This window comes from Allobosea sp. LjRoot90 (assembly GCF_964254315.1).
GTDB lineage: Bacteria > Pseudomonadota > Alphaproteobacteria > Rhizobiales > Beijerinckiaceae > Allobosea.
On the sequence record NZ_CAXUTF020000001.1, the window covers coordinates 419,674 to 440,287 of the forward strand.

Sequence of the window (20,614 nt, forward strand, 5' to 3'; positions counted from 1 at the left end):
GCCTTGGCCGCCGTTCGACTGTCTGACCCATTACCCAAGGACCGGACGCATGGCATCGGCGGCTGAACAGCTTGCTTCAAACCTCAACTTCAGCGCCTTCGCCAAGGCGGACGAGCTGAAGAAGCGGATCTGGTTCACGCTTGGGGCGCTGATCGTCTACCGGCTCGGCACCTATATCCCGTTGCCCGGCATGAACCCGGAGGCCGTCGCCGACCTGTTCAAGCAGAGCCAGTCCGGCGTACTCGGCCTGTTCAACATGTTTTCGGGCGGCGCGGTCGGCCGGCTCGCGATCTTCGCGCTGGCGATCATGCCGTATATCTCGGCCTCGATCATCGTCCAGCTGCTCTCCAGCGTCGTGCCGACGTTCGAGGCGCTGAAGAAGGAAGGCGAGGCGGGTCGCAAGATTCTCAACCAGTACACGCGCTATCTGACGCTGGTGCTGGCGCTGTTCCAGGCCTGGGGCATCGGCGTCGGCCTGCAGGGTTCGGGCAATCTCGTGCTCGAACCGGGGCCGTTCTTCCTGGTCTCGACCACGATCACGCTGGTCGGCGGCACCATGTTCCTGCTCTGGCTCGGCGAGCAGATCACCAGCCGCGGCATCGGCAACGGCACCTCGATGATCATCTTCGCCGGCATCATCGCCGAGTTCCCGGCGCAGCTGGCTCAGACGCTCGAGCTCGGCCGCCAGGGCGCCGTCTCGACCGGCCTGCTGCTGCTGGTGCTGATCATGGCGGTCTGCGTCATCGCCTTCGTGGTCTTCGTCGAGCGGGCCCAGCGGCGCCTGCTGATCAACTATCCCAAGCGCCAGGTCGGCAACCGCATGTATGAGGGCCAGACCTCGTTCCTGCCGCTGAAGCTGAACACCGCCGGCGTGATCCCGCCGATCTTTGCCTCCTCGTTGCTGCTGCTGCCGACGACGATCGCGAGCTTTAGCCAAGCCTCGGGCGGCACCGGCATCCTGTCGACGCTCGCGACCTATCTGGCGCATGGCCGGCCGCTGTTCATGTTCCTCTATGCGGCGCTGATCATCTTCTTCTGCTTCTTCTACACCGCGATCGTGTTCAATCCGGTCGAGACCGCGGACAACCTCAAGAAGCATGGTGGCTTCATGCCGGGCATCCGGCCGGGCGAGCGCACCGCCGAACATATCGACCGCGTGCTGACCCGCATCACCGTGCTCGGCGCCGCCTATTTGACTATCGTCTGCTTGATCCCCGAGTTCATGATCACCTATGCCCAGATTCCGATCATCCTGCTCGGCGGCACCTCGCTGCTGATCGTGGTGACGACGACGATGGACACCGTGGCTCAAGTCCACGGCCATCTCCTGGCCCATCAGTATGAGGGCCTGGTCAAGAAGGCGAAGTTGAGGGGGGCAAGGCGCTGATGAGGCTGATTTTCCTGGGGCCGCCTGGGGCGGGCAAGGGCACTCAGGCGACGCGGATCGTCGCAAAGCACGGCATTCCGCAGCTCTCGACCGGCGACATGCTGCGCGCGGCGGTAGCCGCCGGCACCCCGGTCGGCCTCAAGGCTAAGACGGTGATGGATTCCGGCGGACTGGTCTCGGATGAGATCGTCATCGGCATCGTCGCCGACCGCATCGAGGAGCCTGATGCGAAGAAGGGCTTCATCCTCGACGGTTTCCCGCGCACCCTGGCGCAGGCCGAGGCGCTCGACGCCATGCTCGCTGAGAAGGGGCTGAAGCTCGACAAGGTGCTGGAGTTGAAGGTCGACCAGACCAAGCTCGTCGATCGGATCGTGCGCCGCGCCGAGGAGGCCAAGGCCGCCGGCCAGCCGGTGCGCAAGGACGACGACCCGGAGGTCTTCAAGACCCGGCTCGATGCCTATAACCGCGATACCGCGATCGTTGCGCCCTATTACGACAAGCGCGGCCAGCTCACGCCGATCGACGGCATGCAGCCGATCGACCAGGTCACTGGGGCGATCGAGCAGGCGCTGGAAGCCAGGTGATGATCGGGCGCGGGCCGCAGCTGTGGTTTGCGCTTCTGATCTGGCTGGCCGCTGCGGCGCAGGCCGCAGCCGAGACGGTGCTCGTAGCTCCCGGGATTTCGGTCACCAAGCGCAGCTACGACGCGCCGATCAACGAGATGCCGTTCTTCGGCTTTCGGGCGAAAACTGCAGACCAGCTGGAAACCGATCGAGCGTTTGTCGCTAGCATAGAAGCGCAAGTTGGCCGAGAGAGGGGCGTGCAAAGGGGAGCTCAGCTCGCCGCCCTGGCACTTGCCTCAGGGGACTTTGCTTTGGCGGCAAGGCGCTACAACCAAATCTACCTGCTGAAGCCAGAAGCGTCGGAAGCCTACCATGGTTTCGCCGTCATCGCGTCAAGCCGCTTTAGTGATCACGCTTATGCGGAGGAGCTTTTCGCGTTGGCGCTACGCCTGAAGCCCAACGATGAAGCGATCCTGGCGGACTACGCGCGCCATCTTCTGATTCAGCGCCAGCCCGGCCGCGCATTGCCGATGCTCGAAATCGTGGTTCGTCATCCGGCCGCGACAGCTGTCCATTGGAACAACCTCGGCTTCGCCTATGTGCAGACGGGCCAACCGGCCAAGGCCTGCGAGGCTTTAAGTACGGCCAGGAGCAAGTCGCCGCCCGCTGCGCTGCTCAATGATCTCAAGGTTCTGGCTCGGGACGCGAAATGCTGACGGCTGCGACGCCGGCAATGAATGAGCCGCTTTTCGGGCAAGGCTCTTTACATGTCGGCACGCACTCGCTCTACGAGGCACCTTCAGTTCAATCGAGGTGCCCATGGCCGACGGCGATGACGACTACGTCTATGACGAGGCGACCGGCGAATGGCGCCCGGCGGCAGAGGTCGCTGCGGCAGCAGCGCTCAAGCCCGAGGCTCGCGATTCTGCCGGCAACATCCTCGCTGATGGCGACGCGGTGACGCTGATCAAGGATCTCAAGGTCAAGGGTGCCAACCAGACCCTGAAGCAAGGCACGGTGATCAGGTCGATCCGATTGACGGGCAATCCCGAGGAGATCGATTGCCGCCATGAGAGCATCAAGGGCCTGGTGCTGCGCACGGAGTTCGTGCGCAAGCGTTGAGGGTCATCCCCGGCAACGGTGCACATTTAGGCCGGCGCAGGCGCGATTTCCTGCGCCACTCCCGCAATTGACACATCTCCTTCCGGGCACTGAACTCGGCTGAGGCCGATAACGGCCAAGACACGGCAGCGGCGGCAGCCAAGGCTGGTGGCGTACGCCATCACCGGCCAGCCGACCGGCCGGAGACCGGGAGGATGGCATGAAACGGATTGCTTGCCTTGTGGCGGCTGCGCTGCTTGCGGCCGCATCGACCGCGCGGGCGCAGGAGGCGGTCAAGATCGGCATCCTCAACGACCAGTCGGGCAACTATGCCGAATTCGGCGGGCTCGGCTCGGTCGAGGCGGCGAAGCTCGCGATCGAGGATTTCGGCGGCTCGGTGCTGGGCAAGCCGATCGAGATCGTCGCCGCCGACCATCAGAACAAGCCCGACATCGCGGCCGGTTTTGCGCGGCGCTGGTATGACGTCGACGGCGTCACGGCGATCGCCGACCTGACCAATTCGGCAGTCGCGCTCGCGGTCGCCGGGATCGCGAAGGAAAAGCAGAAAGTCGCGCTCTACAATGGGCCGGCGACGACACGGCTCTTCAACGAGGACTGCATGGCCACCGGCTTCATGTGGACCTTCGACACGGCGACCACGGCCAAGGGCACGGCGCTGTCGGTCCTGCGCGAGGGCGGCGACAGCTGGTACATCATCGCCGCCGACTACGCTTTCGGCCACCAGCTCACCGCCGATATCGAATCGATCGTCGCGGCCAATGGCGGCAAGACGCTCGGCACCGTGCGCGCGCCGCTGTCGACGCCCGACTTCTCGTCCTTCCTGCTGCAGGCGCAGGCCTCCAAGGCCAAGATCGTCGCTTTCGCCAATGCCGGCACCGACACGATCAACTCGATCAAGCAGGCCGGCGAGTTCGGCCTCGTCGACGGCGGCCAGAAGCTCGCGGCCATGGTCGTGGTGCTGAGCGACGTGCACGGGCTCGGGCTCGACAAGGCCAAGGGGCTGATCACCACCACCGCCTATTACCACGACGCCGACAAGCCGAGCCGCGCCTGGGCGGATCGCTATATGGCGCGCACCAAGAGGATGCCGGGCATGATCCAGGCCAGCGTCTATTCCTCGGTGCTGCACTATCTCAAGGCGGTGAAGGCGGCCGGCACAGCGGCGGGTCCGGCGGTCGCAGCCAAGATGAAGGAACTGCCGGTCGAGGATTTCTATGCGCAGGGCGCCAAGGTCCGCGAGGACGGCCGGCTGATGAACGACATGCTGCTGGTCGAGGCCAAGGCCCCGTCGGAGTCGAAGGCGCCCTGGGACTATTTCAAGGTCGTCCGCAAGATCCCGGCGGCCGAGATCATCGCGCCGCTGTCGCAGAGCAAGTGCCCGCTGGTCAAGAAGTGACGCAAGTCCGGTTGGGCATGCCCGGCTTGACAGGGCGCGCCCAACCGACTACCAGCGCGCAATCCGGTTTCAGATGAGCGATGCCGATGCCTTCGCAAGAAGGGTCGACGTCGCGTTCTCGCGTGGACTGGGTTCAAATGCTCCGCAAGGGCCGGCCTCCACCGGACGCGGAGTTCTTGTCATTGTCGTGGCGCCTCGCGTCGCGGCCGCAATGGAGAGGTGAAGAACATGGCTCGTATCGCGGGCGTCAACATTCCGACCGGCAAGCGCGTCGTCATCGGTCTGCAGTACATTCACGGCATCGGTTCGGCCAAGGCGCAGGAAATCTGCACCAAGGTCGGCATCGCCGCCGAGCGCCGGGTCAACCAGCTGACCGACGCCGAGGTTCTCCAGATCCGCGAGACGATCGACCGCGACTATCTCGTCGAGGGCGATCTGCGTCGCGAAGTCTCGATGAACATCAAGCGCCTGATGGACCTCGGCTGCTATCGCGGTCTGCGCCATCGCCGCTCGCTGCCGGTGCGCGGCCAGCGTACCCACACCAACGCCCGTACCCGCAAGGGCAAGGCGAAGCCGATCGCCGGCAAGAAGAAGTGAGTTTCGGCGGGCCGGACAACCGGCCCGCCGCATTTTACGTCGCCTGGTCCGCTCGCGGGCCGGCGATATCCCCAGCGCCTGGCATCACGGGCGCGCCTGAAGGATGGAAGAAGAGACTATGGCCAAGGAAGCCCAGCGCGTCCGTCGTCGCGAACGCAAGAACATCGTTTCCGGCGTCGCGCATGTGAACGCCTCGTTCAACAACACCATGATCACCATCACCGACGCGCAGGGCAACACGATCTCGTGGTCGTCGGCCGGCACGATGGGCTTCAAGGGTTCGCGCAAGTCGACCCCCTATGCCGCCCAGGTCGCGGCCGAGGACGCAGCCCGCAAGGCTGCCGAGCATGGCATGCGCACCCTCGAGGTCGAGGTCACCGGTCCGGGTTCGGGCCGCGAATCGGCGCTGCGCGCGCTGCAGGCCGCCGGTTTCACCGTCACCTCGATCCGCGACGTGACGCCGATCCCGCACAATGGCTGCCGGCCGCGCAAGCGTCGCCGCGTCTGAGCCTTAGCCGGATCGAAGCGGCGTCCGCAGGGGCGGACGCCGGTACGGGGCGGCCCGCCGCCGCCATTATTGAATCACCAGGAGTGCGGTCGTGATCAGCAAGAATTGGCAGGATCTGTCCAAGCCTAACAAGCTCGAAATCAAGGTCGGAGACGACCCGAAGCGTCAGGCCACCGTGATTGCGCGTCCGCTCGAGCGTGGCTTCGGCATGACGCTCGGCAACGCGCTGCGCCGCGTGCTGCTCTCCTCGCTCCAGGGCGCGGCCGTCACTGCCGTCCAGATCGACGGCGTGCTGCATGAGTTCTCCTCGATCCCGGGCGTCCGCGAGGACGTCACCGACATCGTCCTGAACATCAAGGCGGTCGCCATCAGGATGCAGGGCGAGGGTCCCAAGCGCATGACCCTGCGCAAGACCGGCCCGGGCACCGTCACCGCCGGCGACATCAACACCATCGGCGACGTCTCGATCCTCAACCCCGAGCTCGTGCTCTGCACGCTCGACGAGGGCTCCGAAATCCGGATGGAGTTCACGGTCAACACCGGCAAGGGCTATGTCCCCTCCGAGCAGAACCGTCCCGAGGACGCGCCGATCGGCCTGATCCCGGTCGACAGCCTCTACTCGCCGGTCAAGAAGGTCTCCTATCGCGTCGAGAACACCCGCGAGGGCCAGAACCTCGATCGCGACATGCTGACCCTGCAGATCGAGACCAACGGCTCGGTCACCCCTGAGGACGCGCTGGCGCTTGCCGCCCGCATCCTGCAGGACCAGCTTGCCGTCTTCATCACCTTCGAAGAGCCGCGCAAGGAAGAGGCCGTCTCGACCGCACCGCAGCTGCCGTTCAACCCGGCCCTGCTCAAGAAGGTCGACGAGCTCGAGCTGTCCGTCCGCTCGGCGAACTGCCTGAAGAACGACAACATCGTCTACATTGGCGACTTGATCCAGAAGTCGGAGGGCGAGATGCTGCGCACCCCGAACTTCGGCCGCAAGTCGCTGAACGAGATCAAGGAAGTGCTCGCCACCATGGGCCTCCATCTCGGCATGGACGTGCAGGGCTGGCCGCCGGAGAATATCGAAGAGCTGGCGAAGCGCTTCGAAGAGCACTACTGAGACCCCGGCGCGGGACCGCTTCCCGCGCCATCCCCGCACGGCGTGAAACACGCCGGAGCATAAAGGACGGCCGTACCGTGGCACGGCGGCCGTAAGCAACGAAGGAGCCAAACATGCGTCACGGATTTCGCGGTCGCCGTTTCAACCGCACTGTCGAGCATCGCCAGGCGATGTTCGCCAACATGGCCCAGGCCCTGATCAAGCACGAGCAGATCACCACCACGCTGCCGAAGGCCAAGGACTTGCGTCCGGTCGTCGAGAAGCTGATCACGCTCGGCAAGCGCGGCGACCTGCATGCCCGCCGCCAGGCGATCGCCCAGATTAAGGACGTCGCCATCGTCGGCAAGCTCTTCGCCGTGCTCGGCCCGCGCTACAAGGAGCGCAATGGCGGCTATCTGCGCATCATGAAGGCGGGCTTCCGCTTCGGTGACAACGCCCCGCTCGCGGTCATCGAGTTCGTCGATCGCGACGTCGACGCCAAGGGCAAGGATTCCGGCCCGGTCTTCACCGCGGATGACGAGCAGGCGGCCTGAGCCTCACCGGCATCAAGCATTTTTTAAAAGGGCGGTCTTCGGGCCGCCCTTTTTGCTGGTCGGGACCTGACTTGCCGAGGCTTTGAAGGATATACGCATACGCGTGGATTCGAGGCTGGATATCCCGATGCGAGAGAGCCGTTTTGCCGCCTATGTCGATGCTGCTCGCAATGGGAAGAACACCCTCTGGCGCATCGTTCTCGCGGTGGCGATCATCGCCATCGTCTGGTTCGGCATATCGTTTGCCTTCATATATGCCGCTGAAGCCTTCATTTTGGTCCGCGAGGGGATTAGGCCGGGGAGCTTCGCCGGCGTCTTCGATCTCGTCGATCTGACAGAACTGACCGCCGATCGGATTTGGCCCTTCGTCGTGCTATTGTCGATCGCGTCGCTATGGCTGGCTGTCTGGCTGGCCGTGAAAATCGTTCATAGGCGGCCGTTCCGTGGCCTGCTCGGCATTGAACGCCGCTTGTATTGGTCGGATTTCGCGAGAAGCACCCTCGTCGCGCTGGTCGTCGGTTCCGTGCTCGGGCCGATCTCCCTGCTCATCGATCCGACCATCGTTCGTGGTAGTGTGAGCCTGTCTGGATGGCTGGCGGCGGCACCACTGCTCCTCATCAGCCTATTTCTGCAAAGCTCGGCCGAGGAAGTCCTCTTTCGAGGTTATCTTCACCAGGTGCTGGCGGCACGCTTCGCGACGCCACTGATCTGGCTTGGCTTGCCAACTGTGTTGTTCACGCTCGGGCACTGGCAAAGCGGAGCTTCGACAGCGATGAATCTGGCCGGTCTGTTCATCATCCTTGGCCTCTCGCTGAGCATGACCTGCCTACTCATGGCGAGCGGCAATCTGGCGGCGGCAATGGGCGCTCATTTCGCCAATAATATTGGTGCGGTCATGCTGTTCTCCTATGAACCGGGCCTAGACAGCGCCGCGTTGTTTATGGGGCGCTCCGTACTGGATCCGAACTGGACCGTGTCACAGGCGATCATGTTCGGCCTGACGGGTGTTCTGATCGTGGGCGTTACGCAGGTCCTACTCCTGCATCGTGCACCTCCACTCAGGCTGCGATCGTTGCCGTAGCGGCGGGTGCGCGGCCGCGATTGCTGCGAGAAATTGTTGCGCCCACTCGCGCTTTTCGCTGCGTCAGGCCGATGTTAGCGTCGTTCCAAACCGGGCAGGACGGTGCAACGCCCTTCATGAAACAAGTCCGGCAAAGAGAGGAATTCACATGAAGCGCGTCGCTCTGGCCGTGCTGGCCGCCATCGCCGTCCTGCCGGCGCAAGCCCAGGACAAATATCCGTCGAAGCCGATCAACATGCTCGTGCCGTTCGCCGCCGGCGGCTCCTCCGACGTGATCGCGCGCCTTGTCGGCGATGAGATGAGCCGCATTCTCGGCCAGCGCATCGTCATGGAGAACATGGGCGGGGCGGGCGGTGCGACCGCACTGACGCGGGCGGCGCGAGCCGAGCCCGACGGCTATACCATCGTGATCGGCAACAGCGGCACCAATGCCGCCTCCTACACGATCTACAACGACTTGAAGTACACGCCGGCCGATTTCGCGCCGATCGGCCTCGTCGCCAAGACCTCGCCGATGATCGCGCTGAAGCTCGACTTCCCGGCCAAGGATCTCAAGGAGTTCCTCGCCTACGCCAAGGCAAACCCCGGCAAGATCAGTCTTGGCCATGCCGGCGTCGGCTCCTCGAACTATCTGATCTGCCGCAATTTCCTCAAGGCGTCCGGGCTCGACGTGGCGCTGGTGAGCTATCGCGGCGCGGGACCGGCGCTGAACGATCTGATGGGCGGGCAGATCGACGGTGTCTGCGATGCCGCGACCTCGCTCTCCGGCGCCGTCCAGGGCAACAAGGTCAAGGCGTTGGTGGTGGCGACGCCGCAACGCCTGCCGAGCCTGCCGGATGTGCCGACCTCCGCCGAGGCTGGCCTGCCGGCCTTCCAGGCCCAGGGCTGGAACGCGATCTTTGCGCCGAAGGGCACGCCGCAGCCGGTGATCGACAGGCTGAACGAGGCGCTACGGACGGCGCTCGCCAGCGAGAGGCTGCATGGGCGCTTCAAGGAACTCTCGTCCGTGCTCCCTGAGAAGGACGAGATGTCGCCGGAGTTCGTCGCCAAGATGCTTCCGGTCGAGATCGAGAAGTACAAGGTGTTGCTCAGCGACGCGAAGTAGGTTTCAGGCCCGAGCATTGGCGAGTTCGTCGGCGAGATCGAGCAGTAGATCGAGCGGCTGCTCGAAGATTTCGGCTTCCGGCGAGACGCCATAGAGCCCGAAAATGAACGCGGTGGTCTCGTCCCGCTCGGCGAAGGCCATCGTCCAGCCGTCGAAGCGCCGCCGATCGACAGGCTCCTGCGTCAGCAGACGCAGATCGTCATGGCGCGGATCGACCATGATCCGGCCATAGGTCTCTTCGATATTGCCGATCTCGCCTTCGATGATCTGGGCAAATCCGCCCGGCGTTGCCATCAGGAAACCGGTCAGTTGATTTTGCGCATTCAGCCGCCGCGCCGTCTCGATGATGCGCGCCAGCTCGACGCGCCGATCCTTCTCGACGAGAAGGCTGCGGCTGGCATAAACAAGGCGCACGAGGCTCACGTCGTTGCTCCTTTCAAGGGCGGGGCGGGGAGTTTTTCGGCCCGGGACAGGATCACGCAAAGCGTGTTTCCAGGACTATCCGGGATGTTGCCGCGAGGGGCTGGTTCAGGAACTGAACGTCCAAGGCGGGGTTTTTGTTTCACGAAGGAGATCGGCATGCGCCGTTCCATCATGCCGAATCGAGATCATTTCATCGCCTTGACCCTCGGTCTGGGACTGTCCGTGGGCTCGTTCATGCCGGCGCTGGCGCAGACCCGGCAGGTGCCCGAGGCACGCCAGCAGATCACGCTGTCTTTCGCGCCGGTGGTGCAGAAGACGGCCCCTTCGGTCGTCAACGTCTATGGCGCCCGCGTCGAGCGGCGGCCGCAGAACCCGTTCATGGACGACCCGTTCTTTCGCCGTTTCTTTGGCGATGGCGGCTTCGGCCTGCCGCGCGAGCAGGTGCAGCGTTCGCTCGGCTCGGGCGTGATCGTCGATGCCGGTGGGCTGGTGGTCACCAATAATCACGTCATCGAGGGCATGACCGAGGTCAAGGTCGCGCTTGCCGACAAGCGCGAGTTCGAAGCGATGATCCTGTTGCGCGATCCGCGCACCGATCTCGCCGTGCTCAAGCTCAAGGGCGTCAAGGATCTCGCTGCGATCGACATCGGCGATTCCGATGCGCTGCAGATCGGCGACCTCGTCCTGGCGATTGGCAACCCGTTCGGCGTTGGCCAGACGGTGACGCAGGGCATCATCTCGGCGCTGGCCCGCACCCAGGTCGGTGTCGGCGACGCCCAGTCCTTCATCCAGACGGATGCCGCGATCAATCCCGGCAATTCCGGCGGCGCGCTGGTCGACATGCAGGGCCGGCTCACCGGCATCAACACCGCGATCTTCTCGAAGTCGGGGGGCAGCGTCGGCATCGGCTTTGCCATTCCATCGGCCATGGTCCGCGTCGTCATGGAAAGCGCCAAGGCGGGGGCGTCGACCGTACGCCGAGCCTGGTTCGGGGCGCGGTTGCAGGCGCTGACCCAGGACGTTGCCGACGGGCTCGGGCTCGACCGGCCGGCCGGTTCGGTCGTCGCCAGCGTGGTCGAGTCGGGGCCGGCGGCGGAGGGCGGCCTCAAGCGCTCGGATGTGATCCTCGCCGTCGACGGCGTCGGCGTCGACGATCCCGAGAGCTTCGGTTACCGCTTCGCCACAAGGCCGATCGGCGGCACGACGCAACTCACCGTGTTGCGTGGCGGCAAGCGCATTACGATTCCCGTCAAACTGACGCCGGCGCCGGAGACGCGGCCGCGCGAGCCGGTCAAGGTCGCCGGCCGCTCGCCCTTCACCGGCCTGACCGTGCTGAACCTGTCGCCGGTCGTCGCTGAGGAACTCTCGATCGACCTGTCGGCCGAGGGCGTCGTCGTCAGCGAGGTCGAGGACAACAGCGCGGCCGCCCGCGTCGGCTTCCGCAAGGGCGATCTCATCCTCGCGATCAATGGCGAGCGCATCAACGCCTCGCGCGACATTGAACTGGCGACGCGCGAGCGCAAGCGCTCCTGGGAGGTGACGATCTCGCGGGGCGGCCAGACGGTGACCTCGACATTCGGCGGGTGAGGTGAGCGACCTCTTCTCTGCATCAGGCCTCGACAAGTCCGGTCCACGTCCGCTCGCGGACCGGGTGCGGCCGACGACGCTCGGCGAGGTCGCCGGCCAGGATCATCTGACCGGCCCTGACGGCGTGCTGAGCCGGTTGATCGCCTCGAGCTCGCTCGGCAGCCTGATCTTCTGGGGGCCGCCCGGCACCGGCAAGACGACGGTGGCGCGCCTGCTCGCGGGGCAGACCGATCTCGGCTTCGAGCAGATCAGCGCGATCTTCTCCGGTGTCGCCGATCTGAAGAAAGCCTTCGATGCTGCGCGCGGCCGCCGGCTTGGTGGCAAGGGCACCTTGCTGTTTGTCGACGAGATCCACCGCTTCAACCGGGCCCAGCAGGACGCCTTCCTGCCGGTGATGGAGGACGGCACGATCACGCTGGTCGGCGCCACCACCGAGAACCCGTCCTTCGCGCTCAATGCCGCGCTCCTGTCGCGCGCCCGCGTCCTGACCTTCAAGGCGCTCGACGAGGGCGCTCTGCTCTTTCTGCTCGGCCGGGCCGAAGCGCTGGAGCATCGCGAATTGCCGCTGACGCCGGAAGCGCGCCTCGCGCTGGTGCGGTTCGCCGATGGCGATGGGCGGGCGGTGCTGACCCTGGCCGAGGAGACCTGGCGCGCCGCCAAGCCGGACGAGATCTTCGACGAGGCGGGCCTGAGCGAGGTGATCCAGCGCCGCGCGCCGATCTACGACAAGGCGCAGGACGGCCACTACAACCTGATCTCGGCCCTGCACAAGACGATCCGCGGCTCCGATCCGGATGCCGCCCTCTACTATTTCGCCCGCATGCTCGACGCTGGCGAGGATCCGCGCTTCCTGGCGCGACGGCTGGTGCGCATGGCGGTCGAGGACATCGGCCTCGCCGACCCGCAGGCGCTGGTGCATGCCCGCGCCGCGGCCGAGACCTATGAGCAGCTTGGCTCGCCCGAAGGCGAGCTCGCGCTGGCCAACACGGTGATCTACCTCGCCACCGCGCCGAAATCGAACGCGGCCTATGTCGCCTACAAGGCGGCAATGCGCACCGCCAAAGAACACGGCTCGCTGACGCCGCCCAAGACCATCCTGAATGCGCCGACCAAGCTGATGAAGAGCGAGGGCTACGGCGCCGATTACGCTTACGACCATGACGCGCCCGACGCCTTCTCCGGCCAGAACTATTGGCCGGACGCGCTCGGCCGCCAGCGCTTCTACGACCCGCCCGAGCGCGGCTTCGAGCGCGAGATCAGGAAGCGGCTGGAGTACTGGGAGAAGCTGCGGCAGGAGCGCGGGGAGTAGGACGCGCTCAGCTTGCGTCATGCTCGGGCTTGACCCGAGCATCTCAGGCCGCGCGGGGCTCTGATCAACTCCTTCTCGTCCTGAGATTCTCGGGTCTGCGCTTCGCTCCGCCCGAGAATGACGTCGGGATGCGGCCGAAGCATTCGGCTCAGAAACTCCGCTCGATGAAAACCTGCGTCGAGATCTGCCGCCCGGCCAGGCCGATCGGAATTTCGCGGCCGGTCAATGCGATCTTCGCCCAGGCGATCGAGCTTTCGATCCCGGCCTTGAAGCCCTCGACCGGGGTCCAGACCAGATTGGCGGCTAGGCGGTCGATCCTGACTTCGCCGCGGATTTGGCCCGGCAGCGGCACCTCCAGCCAATAGCGGCTGAGATAAGCGTTGCTGGCGATCTGCTCGGTCCATTCGTAGCGGCCCGAGACGAGCGCGGAGAAGCCGCGCGTGGCATCGCTCGCCAGCAGCACGCGGCTGACGGTGCGGGCATCGAGCTGCGAGCCGATATAGGGCGCACCGTCGATCGCGCCGGCAAGCTGGGCGGTCAGGTTCCAGCCATGCCCGAACACCTCGCCTTCATAGGTCGCGCCGATGATGCCGGCCCGGCCGAAGCGCGACGGCGTGCCGGGGATCTCGCGTAGCGCCATCGCACCATGCACGGTCCAGCCGCCTTGCGCATAGACCAGCCGACCGATGGCATCCGGTATCCGCCGGCCGGTCCCGACCGGCGCGGTCGAGGAGCTGTTGCCGAGTGCCGGGTCCTCGAGGGCGAGTGTCGCTGTCCAGCTCTCGGTCAGCGGCAATTCGAGCGCGATCACGCCGACGGTGCGGGAGGGGACGCGTGTCGAGAAGATGAACTCGTCACCGGTCCAGAACGAGAAGCGCGAGGCATCGAGCCCGAAAGTCCAGGGGCCGATCAGGATCGTCGCCTCGTCGATCGAGTTCTCGCTGACGCCGTCGACCGGGCTGTACAGGGTGAAGCCAAAGGCGGTGCCGATGCGCAGCCCCGACGAAAGCTCATGCGAAGTCGCGATGCGGAAGGCGGCGCTGACCGAGAAGGACGTCGCGTCGGAAGGCGGCGGCGGGCCGAGGCGTGAGGCCCGGTAGGAATCGCGCTGCATGCCGGCGCTGACCGTGCCGGTGATCGAGAGGCAAGTGGCCGAGCCGGGCAGGATGAGGCCGCGCTGCGGCGGGTCGTCGTCCTCTTCCTCGTCGCTGTCGTCGTCCGCGTCATCCTTGGCCGCCGCAGTTGCTCCTTTACTGGCGAAGATCGGCGGAGTCTCGGGCAGCTCGATGGTGCAGGCGCGGGCGAAGCTCGGAGCCTGTGCCGGGCGGGGCGGTAACCGTGCCGGCGTGGCGAGGGCGGTTTGCGAGAGCAGCACGAGGCCGACAGGCAAGGCCGCGCGCCAGAACGCTGCGCGGGTACGCTCGCCTCCCAGTTCGGAACCGCATGCCATCAGCGCAATGATCACCCCTATGTCCCGGCGTTTCTGCCGGTCGCGGAGGTGGCAAGTCAATCGCGCCGCAGAGACTGGGCATGGCGGTGCCCGTTCTTGTCGGTGTGGCCTGCGGATAACCGCAGGCCACGAGAGCGCTGGCAGGTCAGGCCGCAGCGGCGTCGGATGAGAGCGATCGGGAGGCCGAGCGTTCGCCGCGAATCTCGAACGCAACCAGAGAGAACCAGCCGAAGAGCACGAGGCCGGCGCCGGCCATGATCAATCCGGCGAGGGACGGGTTTGCGATGCCAACAGCGACGAGCGCCGGAGCGAGCAGGGCGGTGGCGATGCTGTAGATCGCCCAGCCGCGCCTGCCGACGGCGCCGAACCGGCGCGCCAGGACGAAGCAGGCGGCGATCAGCGACAGGAATGAGACGAGGAACGCCACCATGTGCAAGGCGCCCGTGACACTCATCTGCGGCGCCTGGCCGGGGGCGGGGAGTGGATCGGGCCCGAACAGGCCGGCGCCGATCATGCCGAGACCGTAAAGGCCGGCGAGGATGGGTCCCGCGCCGCCGCCGCGCTGGCCGCGCAGGGCTCGGCGCAGGCCGATCGCGCCGGCGAGTGCCAGGGCGCCGGTCACCAGGAAGTTCGCGACCTGGATCCAGCCGAGCTCGCCGAAAGCGAGAAAGCTGATCGGTTGGGTGCGGATGTCGTAGTCCGGCCTGAGCGCCAGCTGCAGCGCAGCGATAAGGTAGAACACGGGGGCGGTCGCCACCCCGCAGGCGAGCAGGGCGCGGTCGAGCGGCTGCGACGATGCGGTTTTCATCTGGCTCTCCATGAGCGCAAGGGGTAGAGTGAAACTGAACGGTTTAGTACAACTAAACTGTGTAGTTTCGTTCACTCTGTCAAGCCCGGAGGAGCCGCGCCATGTCGCAAGCCACTCTCGACCGATCCGAGCGCAAGCGCGGTACCGTCCTCGAAGCGGCGACGAGCCTGTTCCTGAGCAAGGGCTATGACGGGACGACCATGGACGAGGTCGCGGCGCTGGCCGGCGTGTCGAAGCCGACGCTCTACCGCTATTTCGCCGATAAGGAGCGGCTCTACGCCGAGATCGTCGCGGCGACCACGGACGATATCGACGGGTTGCTAAAGCTGGTGGCCGATGAGCTTGCCGCCTCCGACGATCCGAGGGAGGGGTTAGGGCGGCTCGCCAGCAAGTTCCTGACCGCGCTGATGCAGCCGGACCTGCTGCGCCTGCGGCGGCTGGTGATCGCCAATGCCGAGCGCTTTCCCGAGGTCGGGCAGGGCTGGTTCACCAGCGGCTTCGGCAGGGTGCTCCAGACGCTGTCAGGCGCCTTCCAGCGCTATGCCGCGAATGGGCGATTGCGGATGGACGATCCCTTGCTGGCGGCGGACCATTTCGCCGGGCTGGTGCTCTGGATACCCGTGAACCGCGCCATGTTCAGCGGCAATTGCGACAGCGATCCGGCCGAACTCGCCCGCTATGCAGAGGCTGCGGTCGATGCCTTCCTGCGGGGTTACGGCACGGAGGCGGCCAAGTAAGGGGCAGATCAGGCCGAAACGGACATATCCGCAGCGGATTTCGTTTGTGCGCGCTGGCGCGGCGCTCTATGCCTCAGCAATGCTTTCCACCGCTCTCGTCTTCCTCGGCGCCGGCATCGGCGGCGTGCTCCGGCACGGCGTCAACGTCGTCTCGCTGAAATGGCTCGGCGCCTCGTTCCCCTATGGGACGCTGGCGATCAACATCCTCGGTTCCGGCGTGATGGGGCTGGTCGCCGGCTTCCTAGCCTTCAAGGCCGGCGAGGGCTGGACGCAGAATGCGCGGCTCTTCCTCGCCACCGGGGTCCTCGGCGGCTTCACCACTTTCTCGGCCTTCTCGCTCGACGCGATGCTGCTCTGGGAGCGAGGCGAGGCGCTGCCGGCCGCGCTCTATGTGCTCGGCTCGGTCGTCCTCTCGCTCGCGGCGCTGGTCGCGGGACTATCCATTGTGCGGGGGCTGACATGAGAACCGGCAGTAAGGGAACCGGCGGCAAGGGAGCTGGAGCTCCTCCGCGAGGCAACGGCCCCAAGCGCGGCGGCAGGCCGCCCGCCTCCGGCGCGCCGAAGGGCAAGCGCCCGAGCCATGACGCGCGCCGCTCGGCCCGAGCCAGGCCGCGTCCGGCAGAGGAAGAGGTCGTGCGCACCGAGCCGACGCGCGACCCGAAACCACATCATCCGACGCCGAGGGCCGCAGGTCCGCGCACGCCTGCACCGCGCAAGCCCGCACCGCGCAAGCCGCCGATCACGGATGCGCCGACGCGCGCCGAGGTCAAGGCGGTGACCGCCGAGGTGCTCTCGACCGGTGTGCAGCAGCTCGTGGTGACGCCGGACGAGAACGAGATGCGGATCGACCGCTTCCTCGAGGCGCGCTTCCCGCAGCTCTCGTTCAGCCATATCCAGCGCATCGTCCGGAAGGGCGAACTGCGCGTCAACGGCAAGCGCGCCGACAGCAAGGACCGGCTCGAGGCCGGCCAGACCGTGCGCATCCCGCCGCTCAAGCTCGAGCAGGCGGCAGAGCGGCCGCGCTCGGCCAAGGCCGATGGCGACACGATCGGCTTCCTGCGCTCGATCACGCTCTATGAGGACGACGACGTCATCGTCCTCAACAAGCCGGCGGGCCTGGCTGTGCAGGGCGGTTCCGGCACGACGCGTCATGTCGACGGCATGCTCGATGCGCTCACCGGCAAGGACGGGCAGAAGCCGCGCCTCGTGCACCGGCTCGACAAGGACACGGCTGGCTGCCTCGTCATCGCCAAGTCGCGCTTCGCCGCGGCGACGCTGGCCAAGACCTTCCGCTCGCGCTCGGCCCGAAAAGTCTACTGGGCGCTGGTCGCCGGCGTGCCGCGCGTGCGCCAGGGCCGCATCTCGACTTATCTCGCCCGCGAGGAGGCCTATGACGGCGACCAGCGCATGGCGATCGCCGAGCATGGCGGGGAGGGCGCCATGCATGCCGTCACCTATTACGCCGTGGTCGAGACCGCGGCGCAGAAGCTCGGCTGGCTCTCGCTCAAGCCAGTGACCGGCCGCACTCACCAATTGCGCGCGCACGCCGCCCATATCGGCCATCCGATCGTCGGCGATCCCAAATACTTCAACATCCAGAACTGGGAATTGCCCGGCGGCATCCAGAACAAGCTGCATCTGCTCGCGCGGCGGATCGTGCTGCCGCATCCGCGCGGCAAGGGCACGATCGACGTCAGCGCGCCGCTGCCACCGCATATGCGCCAGAGCTGGAACCTGCTCGGATTCGAGGACGCGCCTTACGACCCGATCGTCGACGCGCCGGACGAGTAGGACGGCTCGCAACAGCAGGTTGCGTGACCTGACGTAAGAACACTTGCGGAACAAAACGCGTTATGTTCTAAGTTTGTTCCTGTGAATATCCATCACGGGAGGCTTTCCATGTTGCGCATTTCCCTGCTTGCCGCCGGTCTCGTTCTGTCTTTCTCCTCCACGGCTTTTGCCCAGGCGCAGCCGGCGCCGGCCGTCCCGCAACTAGCCGCTGCAACGGCCGATGAGCCGGTGCCGCGCGCTGCCCGCGCCGAAGCTCGGCGCGACTGCTATGCCGAGAACATCGCGCTCTCGGGCGACGATCTGCGCCGCGCCATGCGCGACTGCCTGCAGGAGCGCTTCCCGGGTGTGAAGCTCTATGCCAGCGACGGGCTGACCCGCGACGGCAAGCCGACAGCCGTGACGGCACGGGCGGCCTGCAAGCAGGAGGCCGATGCAAGCGGACTCAAAGGAGCCGAGCGGACGGCGTCGCTGGTCGCCTGCTTCAACGGCAAGCGGCCGGACCTCGCCCAGCGCGCCGAATGCCGCAAGGAAGCGCGTGGCAAGGGGCTCGACGGAGACGAACTGCGCGCCGCGCTTTCCAGCTGCGCCCGCAATCGCGGCGAGGGCTGAGGCGCTGCATGAGGGCCTTGCGCCGGCGGAGATGGCGGCACCCCGCCATCTCCTGTAGAGCGCCGGCATGGACCTCATTATCTTCGACTTGGACGGCACGCTGATCGATTCCGAAGCGATCATTCTCGGTGCCCAATACGAGACCTTCGCGCGTTGCGGCCGTGTCCATCCCGGTCGCGAGGCCGGCCTCGGTGTCATCGGGCTGACGCTCGACATCGCGCTGATGCGGGTCGCGGGGCTTACCGAGCCGGACGACGTGCTGACGCAGACCTACAGGGACGTCTTCAATGGCATGCGGCAGCAGGCGGAGACCGATCCGTCTTTGGCCGAGCCGCTCTTTCCGGGCGTCGCCGAGCTGCTGACGACGCTGTCGCAGCGGCCGCAGACGCTGCTCGGCGTCGCCACCGGCAAGTCGCGGCGCGGGGCGGACTACGCCATCGACCACCATGGCTGGGCCAGCCTGTTCGCAACGACCCAGACCGCTGACGATGCGATCTCGAAGCCGCATCCGGAGATGATCCTGCGGGCGATGGCTGAGACCGGCGCTACGCCGGAACGGACGCTGATGGTTGGCGACAGCACGTTCGACATGGAGATGGCGGTGGCGGCCGGGGTGACTCCTGTGGCGGTCTCCTGGGGGTTCCAGCCGGTCGCTGCATTGCGGGCGGCCGGAGCGCGACATGTGATCGAGAACTGCGCGGAGCTGACCGGCATCATCGACAGGCTGGCGCTAGCAGAACCAGCCTGAGGGGGCGGACGGAACGCCCCCCGAGCAGGGCTGTCGCATTTGTCCCGTGAGCCCTCATCCTGAGGAGCCATTCCATCAGGAATGGCGTCTCGAAGGATGCTCCAGGAGGTTCCGGAACCATCTGGAGGATCCTTCGAGACGCGGACCTGTGGTCCGCTCCTCAGGATGAGGGCTCAAAAAATCTAAATGCGATTGCCCCGCCTCCCGAGAGCTCGCCCCAATCAGCTTGCATCGCGAGCTGATCGGCAAAACAGTCCCTTTCCAAAAGTAAGAGACGGATTCACCCCTCAGGGCGCCTCGAGCTGGCCGAGCTCGTGCAACAGCGCCGCGCCGGTGCGAAGCCCGCTGTAGAAGCAGTCGAGCGTCAGGTTCTCGTTTGGCGCATGGTTGGCCTCGTCGGGATTGGCGTAGGGCGTGACGAAGGCGGGAATGCCGAGGATCTTGGTGAAGACATAGCCGGGCAGGCTCCCGAAACCGGCCGGAATCAGCAGCGGTTCCTCGCCCTGCGCGGCGACGAAAGCCCGGCGTAGCGGGGCGGTGAAGGGCGAGGCGATCGGCGTCTTCGAGGGCTGCATGCCCATATCGGCCGCGACGAACTCGACCTCCGGCGCGTGCTGCGCCACATGCGCCGCGACGTTGCGCAGGATGTCCTGCGGATCCTGCGCATCGACCAGGCGGATGTCGCATTTCACGAAGGCTTCATTGGGCAGGACCGTCTTGGTGCCGGGACCGCCATAGCCGCCGTGGAAGCCGTTGATGGTCAGCGTCGGGCGGAAGCAGAGGCGCTCATAGAAGGGCCGGTCGGCCGGCGCATCGAGCCTGACCAGGCCGAGGCTGTGCTTCACCGCTTCGATGTCGAGCGGCAGGCGCTCGATCGCGGCGAGTTCCTCCTGTGTCGGCGCTTCGATATCGTCGTGGAGGCCGGCAATGGTGATCTCGCCGGCGGCATTCTTCATGGTTCCGAGCAGATGGACCAGGGTCCAGATCGGGTTCGGCACGATGCCGCCGAAATTGCCGGAATGCACGTCGCGGACGGCATGGCGGCAACGCAGCTCGAAGGAAACCACGCCGCGCGAACCGAACTTGATCGCAGCCGCCCCGCTGACATGACGCGGCCCGTCGGCGGTGACGGCGAGATCGGCCCTGAGCATCGCCTTGTTGGCGCGCACGAAGCCGGCGATGTTCGGGCTGCCGATCTCCTCCTCGCCTTCCAGCAACAGGATGACGTTGCAGGGCAGCGTGCCATGCACCCTGAGATGGGATTCGATCGCGAGGATCTGGGCGAAATGCTGGCCCTTATTGTCGCCGACGCCGCGCGCATAGATGCGGCCGTCACGGATCGTCGGCTCGAAGGGCGGCGAAGTCCATTTTTCGAGCGGGTCGGGCGGTTGCACATCGTAATGGCCGTAGAGCAGCACGGTGGGCTTGCCCGGCGCCTTCTCCCAGCGCGCGACGACCATGGGATGCCCCTGCGTCGGCACCAGGCTCGTCTCCAGCCCGATCTCCGTCAGCATCTCGACCAGCAGCGCACCGACCTCGGCGATGCCGATGTTCTCGGCGCTGATGCTGGGGTGGCGCAGATAGGCGATCAGGCGATCGAGAAAGGCGCTTCGGTTGGCATCGATATGCTCGAAAACCGCAGCCAGCGTGTCGGGAGAAGCCATGGTCGCGCTACCTGCCTGAGATGAGGATCGGGATCACGGCAGAGTCGTTACGATGCTCTGCGCGAGTTCGTCCAATGCTCCAGACGCA

At 66.0% G+C, this 20,614-nt stretch carries 22 protein-coding genes; 18 read left to right on the top strand and 4 right to left on the bottom strand.

What is annotated here, in order from left to right; all coding sequences use genetic code 11:
• The first annotated feature begins 49 nt into the window (after window positions 1–49).
• The 11 genes from secY to ACSQ3M_RS02070 all read left to right on the top strand — a co-directional run bounded on the left by secY (window position 50) and on the right by ACSQ3M_RS02070 (window position 9,400).
• Window positions 50–1,387, top strand: a complete 1,338-nt coding sequence (gene secY, locus ACSQ3M_RS02020; RefSeq protein WP_436148396.1) for a preprotein translocase subunit SecY — start codon at window positions 50–52, stop codon at window positions 1,385–1,387.
• Window positions 1,387–1,971 (top strand): adenylate kinase, encoded by a 585-nt coding sequence (locus ACSQ3M_RS02025; protein ID WP_436148397.1) that lies wholly within the window; start codon window positions 1,387–1,389, stop codon window positions 1,969–1,971. The genes secY and ACSQ3M_RS02025 overlap by 1 nt, the downstream gene beginning before the upstream one ends.
• A complete protein-coding gene (locus ACSQ3M_RS02030) occupies window positions 1,971–2,666 on the top strand; it encodes a tetratricopeptide repeat protein (RefSeq protein WP_436148398.1) in 696 nt (231 codons plus the stop codon). The genes ACSQ3M_RS02025 and ACSQ3M_RS02030 overlap by 1 nt, the downstream gene beginning before the upstream one ends.
• Before the next feature lie 103 nt (window positions 2,667–2,769).
• Entirely contained in the window at window positions 2,770–3,072 is a 303-nt protein-coding gene (locus ACSQ3M_RS02035; RefSeq protein ID WP_436148399.1) for an alkylphosphonate utilization protein, read from the top strand.
• Window positions 3,073–3,271: 199 nt separating this feature from the next.
• On the top strand, window positions 3,272–4,468 hold the full coding sequence (locus ACSQ3M_RS02040; RefSeq protein ID WP_436148400.1) for an ABC transporter substrate-binding protein: 1,197 nt from the start codon (window positions 3,272–3,274) through the stop codon (window positions 4,466–4,468).
• Window positions 4,469–4,696: 228 nt separating this feature from the next.
• Window positions 4,697–5,065: a 30S ribosomal protein S13 gene (gene rpsM / locus ACSQ3M_RS02045; RefSeq protein WP_436094473.1), complete on the top strand. Its 369-nt coding sequence runs from the start codon at window positions 4,697–4,699 to the stop codon at window positions 5,063–5,065.
• A 118-nt stretch (window positions 5,066–5,183) separates the two neighbouring features.
• Window positions 5,184–5,573, top strand: coding sequence for a 30S ribosomal protein S11 (gene rpsK, locus ACSQ3M_RS02050; RefSeq protein WP_043237079.1), 390 nt, complete (start codon window positions 5,184–5,186; stop codon window positions 5,571–5,573).
• Between the two features lie 91 nt (window positions 5,574–5,664).
• Window positions 5,665–6,681, top strand: coding sequence for a DNA-directed RNA polymerase subunit alpha (locus tag ACSQ3M_RS02055; RefSeq protein WP_436148401.1), 1,017 nt, complete (start codon window positions 5,665–5,667; stop codon window positions 6,679–6,681).
• A 113-nt stretch (window positions 6,682–6,794) separates the two neighbouring features.
• Window positions 6,795–7,214, top strand: coding sequence for a 50S ribosomal protein L17 (rplQ, locus tag ACSQ3M_RS02060; RefSeq protein ID WP_436148402.1), 420 nt, complete (start codon window positions 6,795–6,797; stop codon window positions 7,212–7,214).
• Window positions 7,215–7,317: 103 nt separating this feature from the next.
• Window positions 7,318–8,295 carry a CPBP family intramembrane glutamic endopeptidase gene (locus ACSQ3M_RS02065; protein ID WP_436148403.1) on the top strand — a complete coding sequence of 326 codons (978 nt, stop codon included), beginning with the start codon at window positions 7,318–7,320 and terminating at the stop codon, window positions 8,293–8,295.
• Window positions 8,296–8,443: 148 nt separating this feature from the next.
• Window positions 8,444–9,400, top strand: a complete 957-nt coding sequence (locus ACSQ3M_RS02070; protein ID WP_436148404.1) for a tripartite tricarboxylate transporter substrate-binding protein — start codon at window positions 8,444–8,446, stop codon at window positions 9,398–9,400.
• Window positions 9,401–9,403: 3 nt separating this feature from the next.
• Here the strand turns inward: ACSQ3M_RS02070 and ACSQ3M_RS02075 are convergent, their stop codons facing one another.
• The gene (locus ACSQ3M_RS02075; RefSeq protein ID WP_436148405.1) at window positions 9,404–9,823 is read right to left on the bottom strand and encodes a BLUF domain-containing protein; all 420 of its coding nucleotides are present in this window, start codon (window positions 9,821–9,823) and stop codon (window positions 9,404–9,406) included.
• Between the two features lie 156 nt (window positions 9,824–9,979).
• On the opposite strand from ACSQ3M_RS02075, the gene ACSQ3M_RS02080 reads away from it, so the two are divergent.
• Both ACSQ3M_RS02080 and ACSQ3M_RS02085 read left to right on the top strand, forming a co-directional pair.
• The gene (locus tag ACSQ3M_RS02080) at window positions 9,980–11,410 is read left to right on the top strand and encodes a DegQ family serine endoprotease (RefSeq protein ID WP_436148406.1); all 1,431 of its coding nucleotides are present in this window, start codon (window positions 9,980–9,982) and stop codon (window positions 11,408–11,410) included.
• 1 nt (window position 11,411) lies between these two features.
• Window positions 11,412–12,719, top strand: a complete 1,308-nt coding sequence (locus ACSQ3M_RS02085) for a replication-associated recombination protein A (protein ID WP_436148407.1) — start codon at window positions 11,412–11,414, stop codon at window positions 12,717–12,719.
• Between the two features lie 148 nt (window positions 12,720–12,867).
• Here the strand turns inward: ACSQ3M_RS02085 and ACSQ3M_RS02090 are convergent, their stop codons facing one another.
• Together ACSQ3M_RS02090 and ACSQ3M_RS02095 are read right to left on the bottom strand one after the other, a co-directional pair.
• Window positions 12,868–14,184 (bottom strand): hypothetical protein, encoded by a 1,317-nt coding sequence (locus ACSQ3M_RS02090; protein WP_436148408.1) that lies wholly within the window; start codon window positions 14,182–14,184, stop codon window positions 12,868–12,870.
• A 130-nt stretch (window positions 14,185–14,314) separates the two neighbouring features.
• Complete coding sequence (locus tag ACSQ3M_RS02095; protein ID WP_436148409.1) at window positions 14,315–14,977, bottom strand: DUF998 domain-containing protein; 663 nt, start codon at window positions 14,975–14,977, stop codon at window positions 14,315–14,317.
• A gap of 101 nt (window positions 14,978–15,078) precedes the next feature.
• On the opposite strand from ACSQ3M_RS02095, the gene ACSQ3M_RS02100 reads away from it, so the two are divergent.
• The 5 genes from ACSQ3M_RS02100 (at window position 15,079) to ACSQ3M_RS02120 (ending at window position 18,862) form a co-directional block, all read left to right on the top strand.
• Complete coding sequence (locus tag ACSQ3M_RS02100; protein WP_436148410.1) at window positions 15,079–15,714, top strand: TetR/AcrR family transcriptional regulator; 636 nt, start codon at window positions 15,079–15,081, stop codon at window positions 15,712–15,714.
• A 79-nt stretch (window positions 15,715–15,793) separates the two neighbouring features.
• Entirely contained in the window at window positions 15,794–16,177 is a 384-nt protein-coding gene (gene crcB / locus ACSQ3M_RS02105) for a fluoride efflux transporter CrcB (protein WP_436148411.1), read from the top strand.
• Window positions 16,174–17,505 (top strand): RluA family pseudouridine synthase, encoded by a 1,332-nt coding sequence (locus ACSQ3M_RS02110; protein WP_436148412.1) that lies wholly within the window; start codon window positions 16,174–16,176, stop codon window positions 17,503–17,505. Before crcB ends, ACSQ3M_RS02110 begins: the two co-directional genes overlap by 4 nt.
• A gap of 108 nt (window positions 17,506–17,613) precedes the next feature.
• A complete protein-coding gene (locus ACSQ3M_RS02115) occupies window positions 17,614–18,114 on the top strand; it encodes a hypothetical protein (protein ID WP_436148413.1) in 501 nt (166 codons plus the stop codon).
• Window positions 18,115–18,181: 67 nt separating this feature from the next.
• A complete protein-coding gene (locus tag ACSQ3M_RS02120; protein WP_436148414.1) occupies window positions 18,182–18,862 on the top strand; it encodes an HAD-IA family hydrolase in 681 nt (226 codons plus the stop codon).
• Between the two features lie 287 nt (window positions 18,863–19,149).
• Here ACSQ3M_RS02120 and ACSQ3M_RS02125 read toward each other — a convergent pair whose 3' ends face one another.
• Entirely contained in the window at window positions 19,150–20,526 is a 1,377-nt protein-coding gene (locus ACSQ3M_RS02125; RefSeq protein WP_436148415.1) for a M20/M25/M40 family metallo-hydrolase, read from the bottom strand.
• Between the last annotated feature and the right edge of the window lie 88 nt (window positions 20,527–20,614).

Bases quoted from the DNA above. Each gene is read 5' to 3' on its own strand.
- secY (WP_436148396.1), top strand. From the start codon at position 50: ATGGCATCGGCGGCTGAACAGCTTGCTTCAAACCTCAACTTCAGCGCC.
- ACSQ3M_RS02025 (WP_436148397.1), top strand. From the start codon at position 1,387: ATGAGGCTGATTTTCCTGGGGCCGCCTGGGGCGGGCAAGGGCACTCAG.
- ACSQ3M_RS02030 (WP_436148398.1), top strand. From the start codon at position 1,971: ATGATCGGGCGCGGGCCGCAGCTGTGGTTTGCGCTTCTGATCTGGCTG.
- ACSQ3M_RS02035 (WP_436148399.1), top strand. From the start codon at position 2,770: ATGGCCGACGGCGATGACGACTACGTCTATGACGAGGCGACCGGCGAA.
- ACSQ3M_RS02040 (WP_436148400.1), top strand. From the start codon at position 3,272: ATGAAACGGATTGCTTGCCTTGTGGCGGCTGCGCTGCTTGCGGCCGCA.
- rpsM (WP_436094473.1), top strand. From the start codon at position 4,697: ATGGCTCGTATCGCGGGCGTCAACATTCCGACCGGCAAGCGCGTCGTC.
- rpsK (WP_043237079.1), top strand. From the start codon at position 5,184: ATGGCCAAGGAAGCCCAGCGCGTCCGTCGTCGCGAACGCAAGAACATC.
- rplQ (WP_436148402.1), top strand. From the start codon at position 6,795: ATGCGTCACGGATTTCGCGGTCGCCGTTTCAACCGCACTGTCGAGCAT.
- ACSQ3M_RS02070 (WP_436148404.1), top strand. From the start codon at position 8,444: ATGAAGCGCGTCGCTCTGGCCGTGCTGGCCGCCATCGCCGTCCTGCCG.
- ACSQ3M_RS02080 (WP_436148406.1), top strand. From the start codon at position 9,980: ATGCGCCGTTCCATCATGCCGAATCGAGATCATTTCATCGCCTTGACC.
- ACSQ3M_RS02095 (WP_436148409.1), bottom strand. From the start codon at position 14,977: ATGAAAACCGCATCGTCGCAGCCGCTCGACCGCGCCCTGCTCGCCTGC.
- ACSQ3M_RS02100 (WP_436148410.1), top strand. From the start codon at position 15,079: ATGTCGCAAGCCACTCTCGACCGATCCGAGCGCAAGCGCGGTACCGTC.
- crcB (WP_436148411.1), top strand. From the start codon at position 15,794: ATGCTTTCCACCGCTCTCGTCTTCCTCGGCGCCGGCATCGGCGGCGTG.
- ACSQ3M_RS02110 (WP_436148412.1), top strand. From the start codon at position 16,174: ATGAGAACCGGCAGTAAGGGAACCGGCGGCAAGGGAGCTGGAGCTCCT.
- ACSQ3M_RS02115 (WP_436148413.1), top strand. From the start codon at position 17,614: ATGTTGCGCATTTCCCTGCTTGCCGCCGGTCTCGTTCTGTCTTTCTCC.
- ACSQ3M_RS02120 (WP_436148414.1), top strand. From the start codon at position 18,182: ATGGACCTCATTATCTTCGACTTGGACGGCACGCTGATCGATTCCGAA.
- ACSQ3M_RS02125 (WP_436148415.1), bottom strand. From the start codon at position 20,526: ATGGCTTCTCCCGACACGCTGGCTGCGGTTTTCGAGCATATCGATGCC.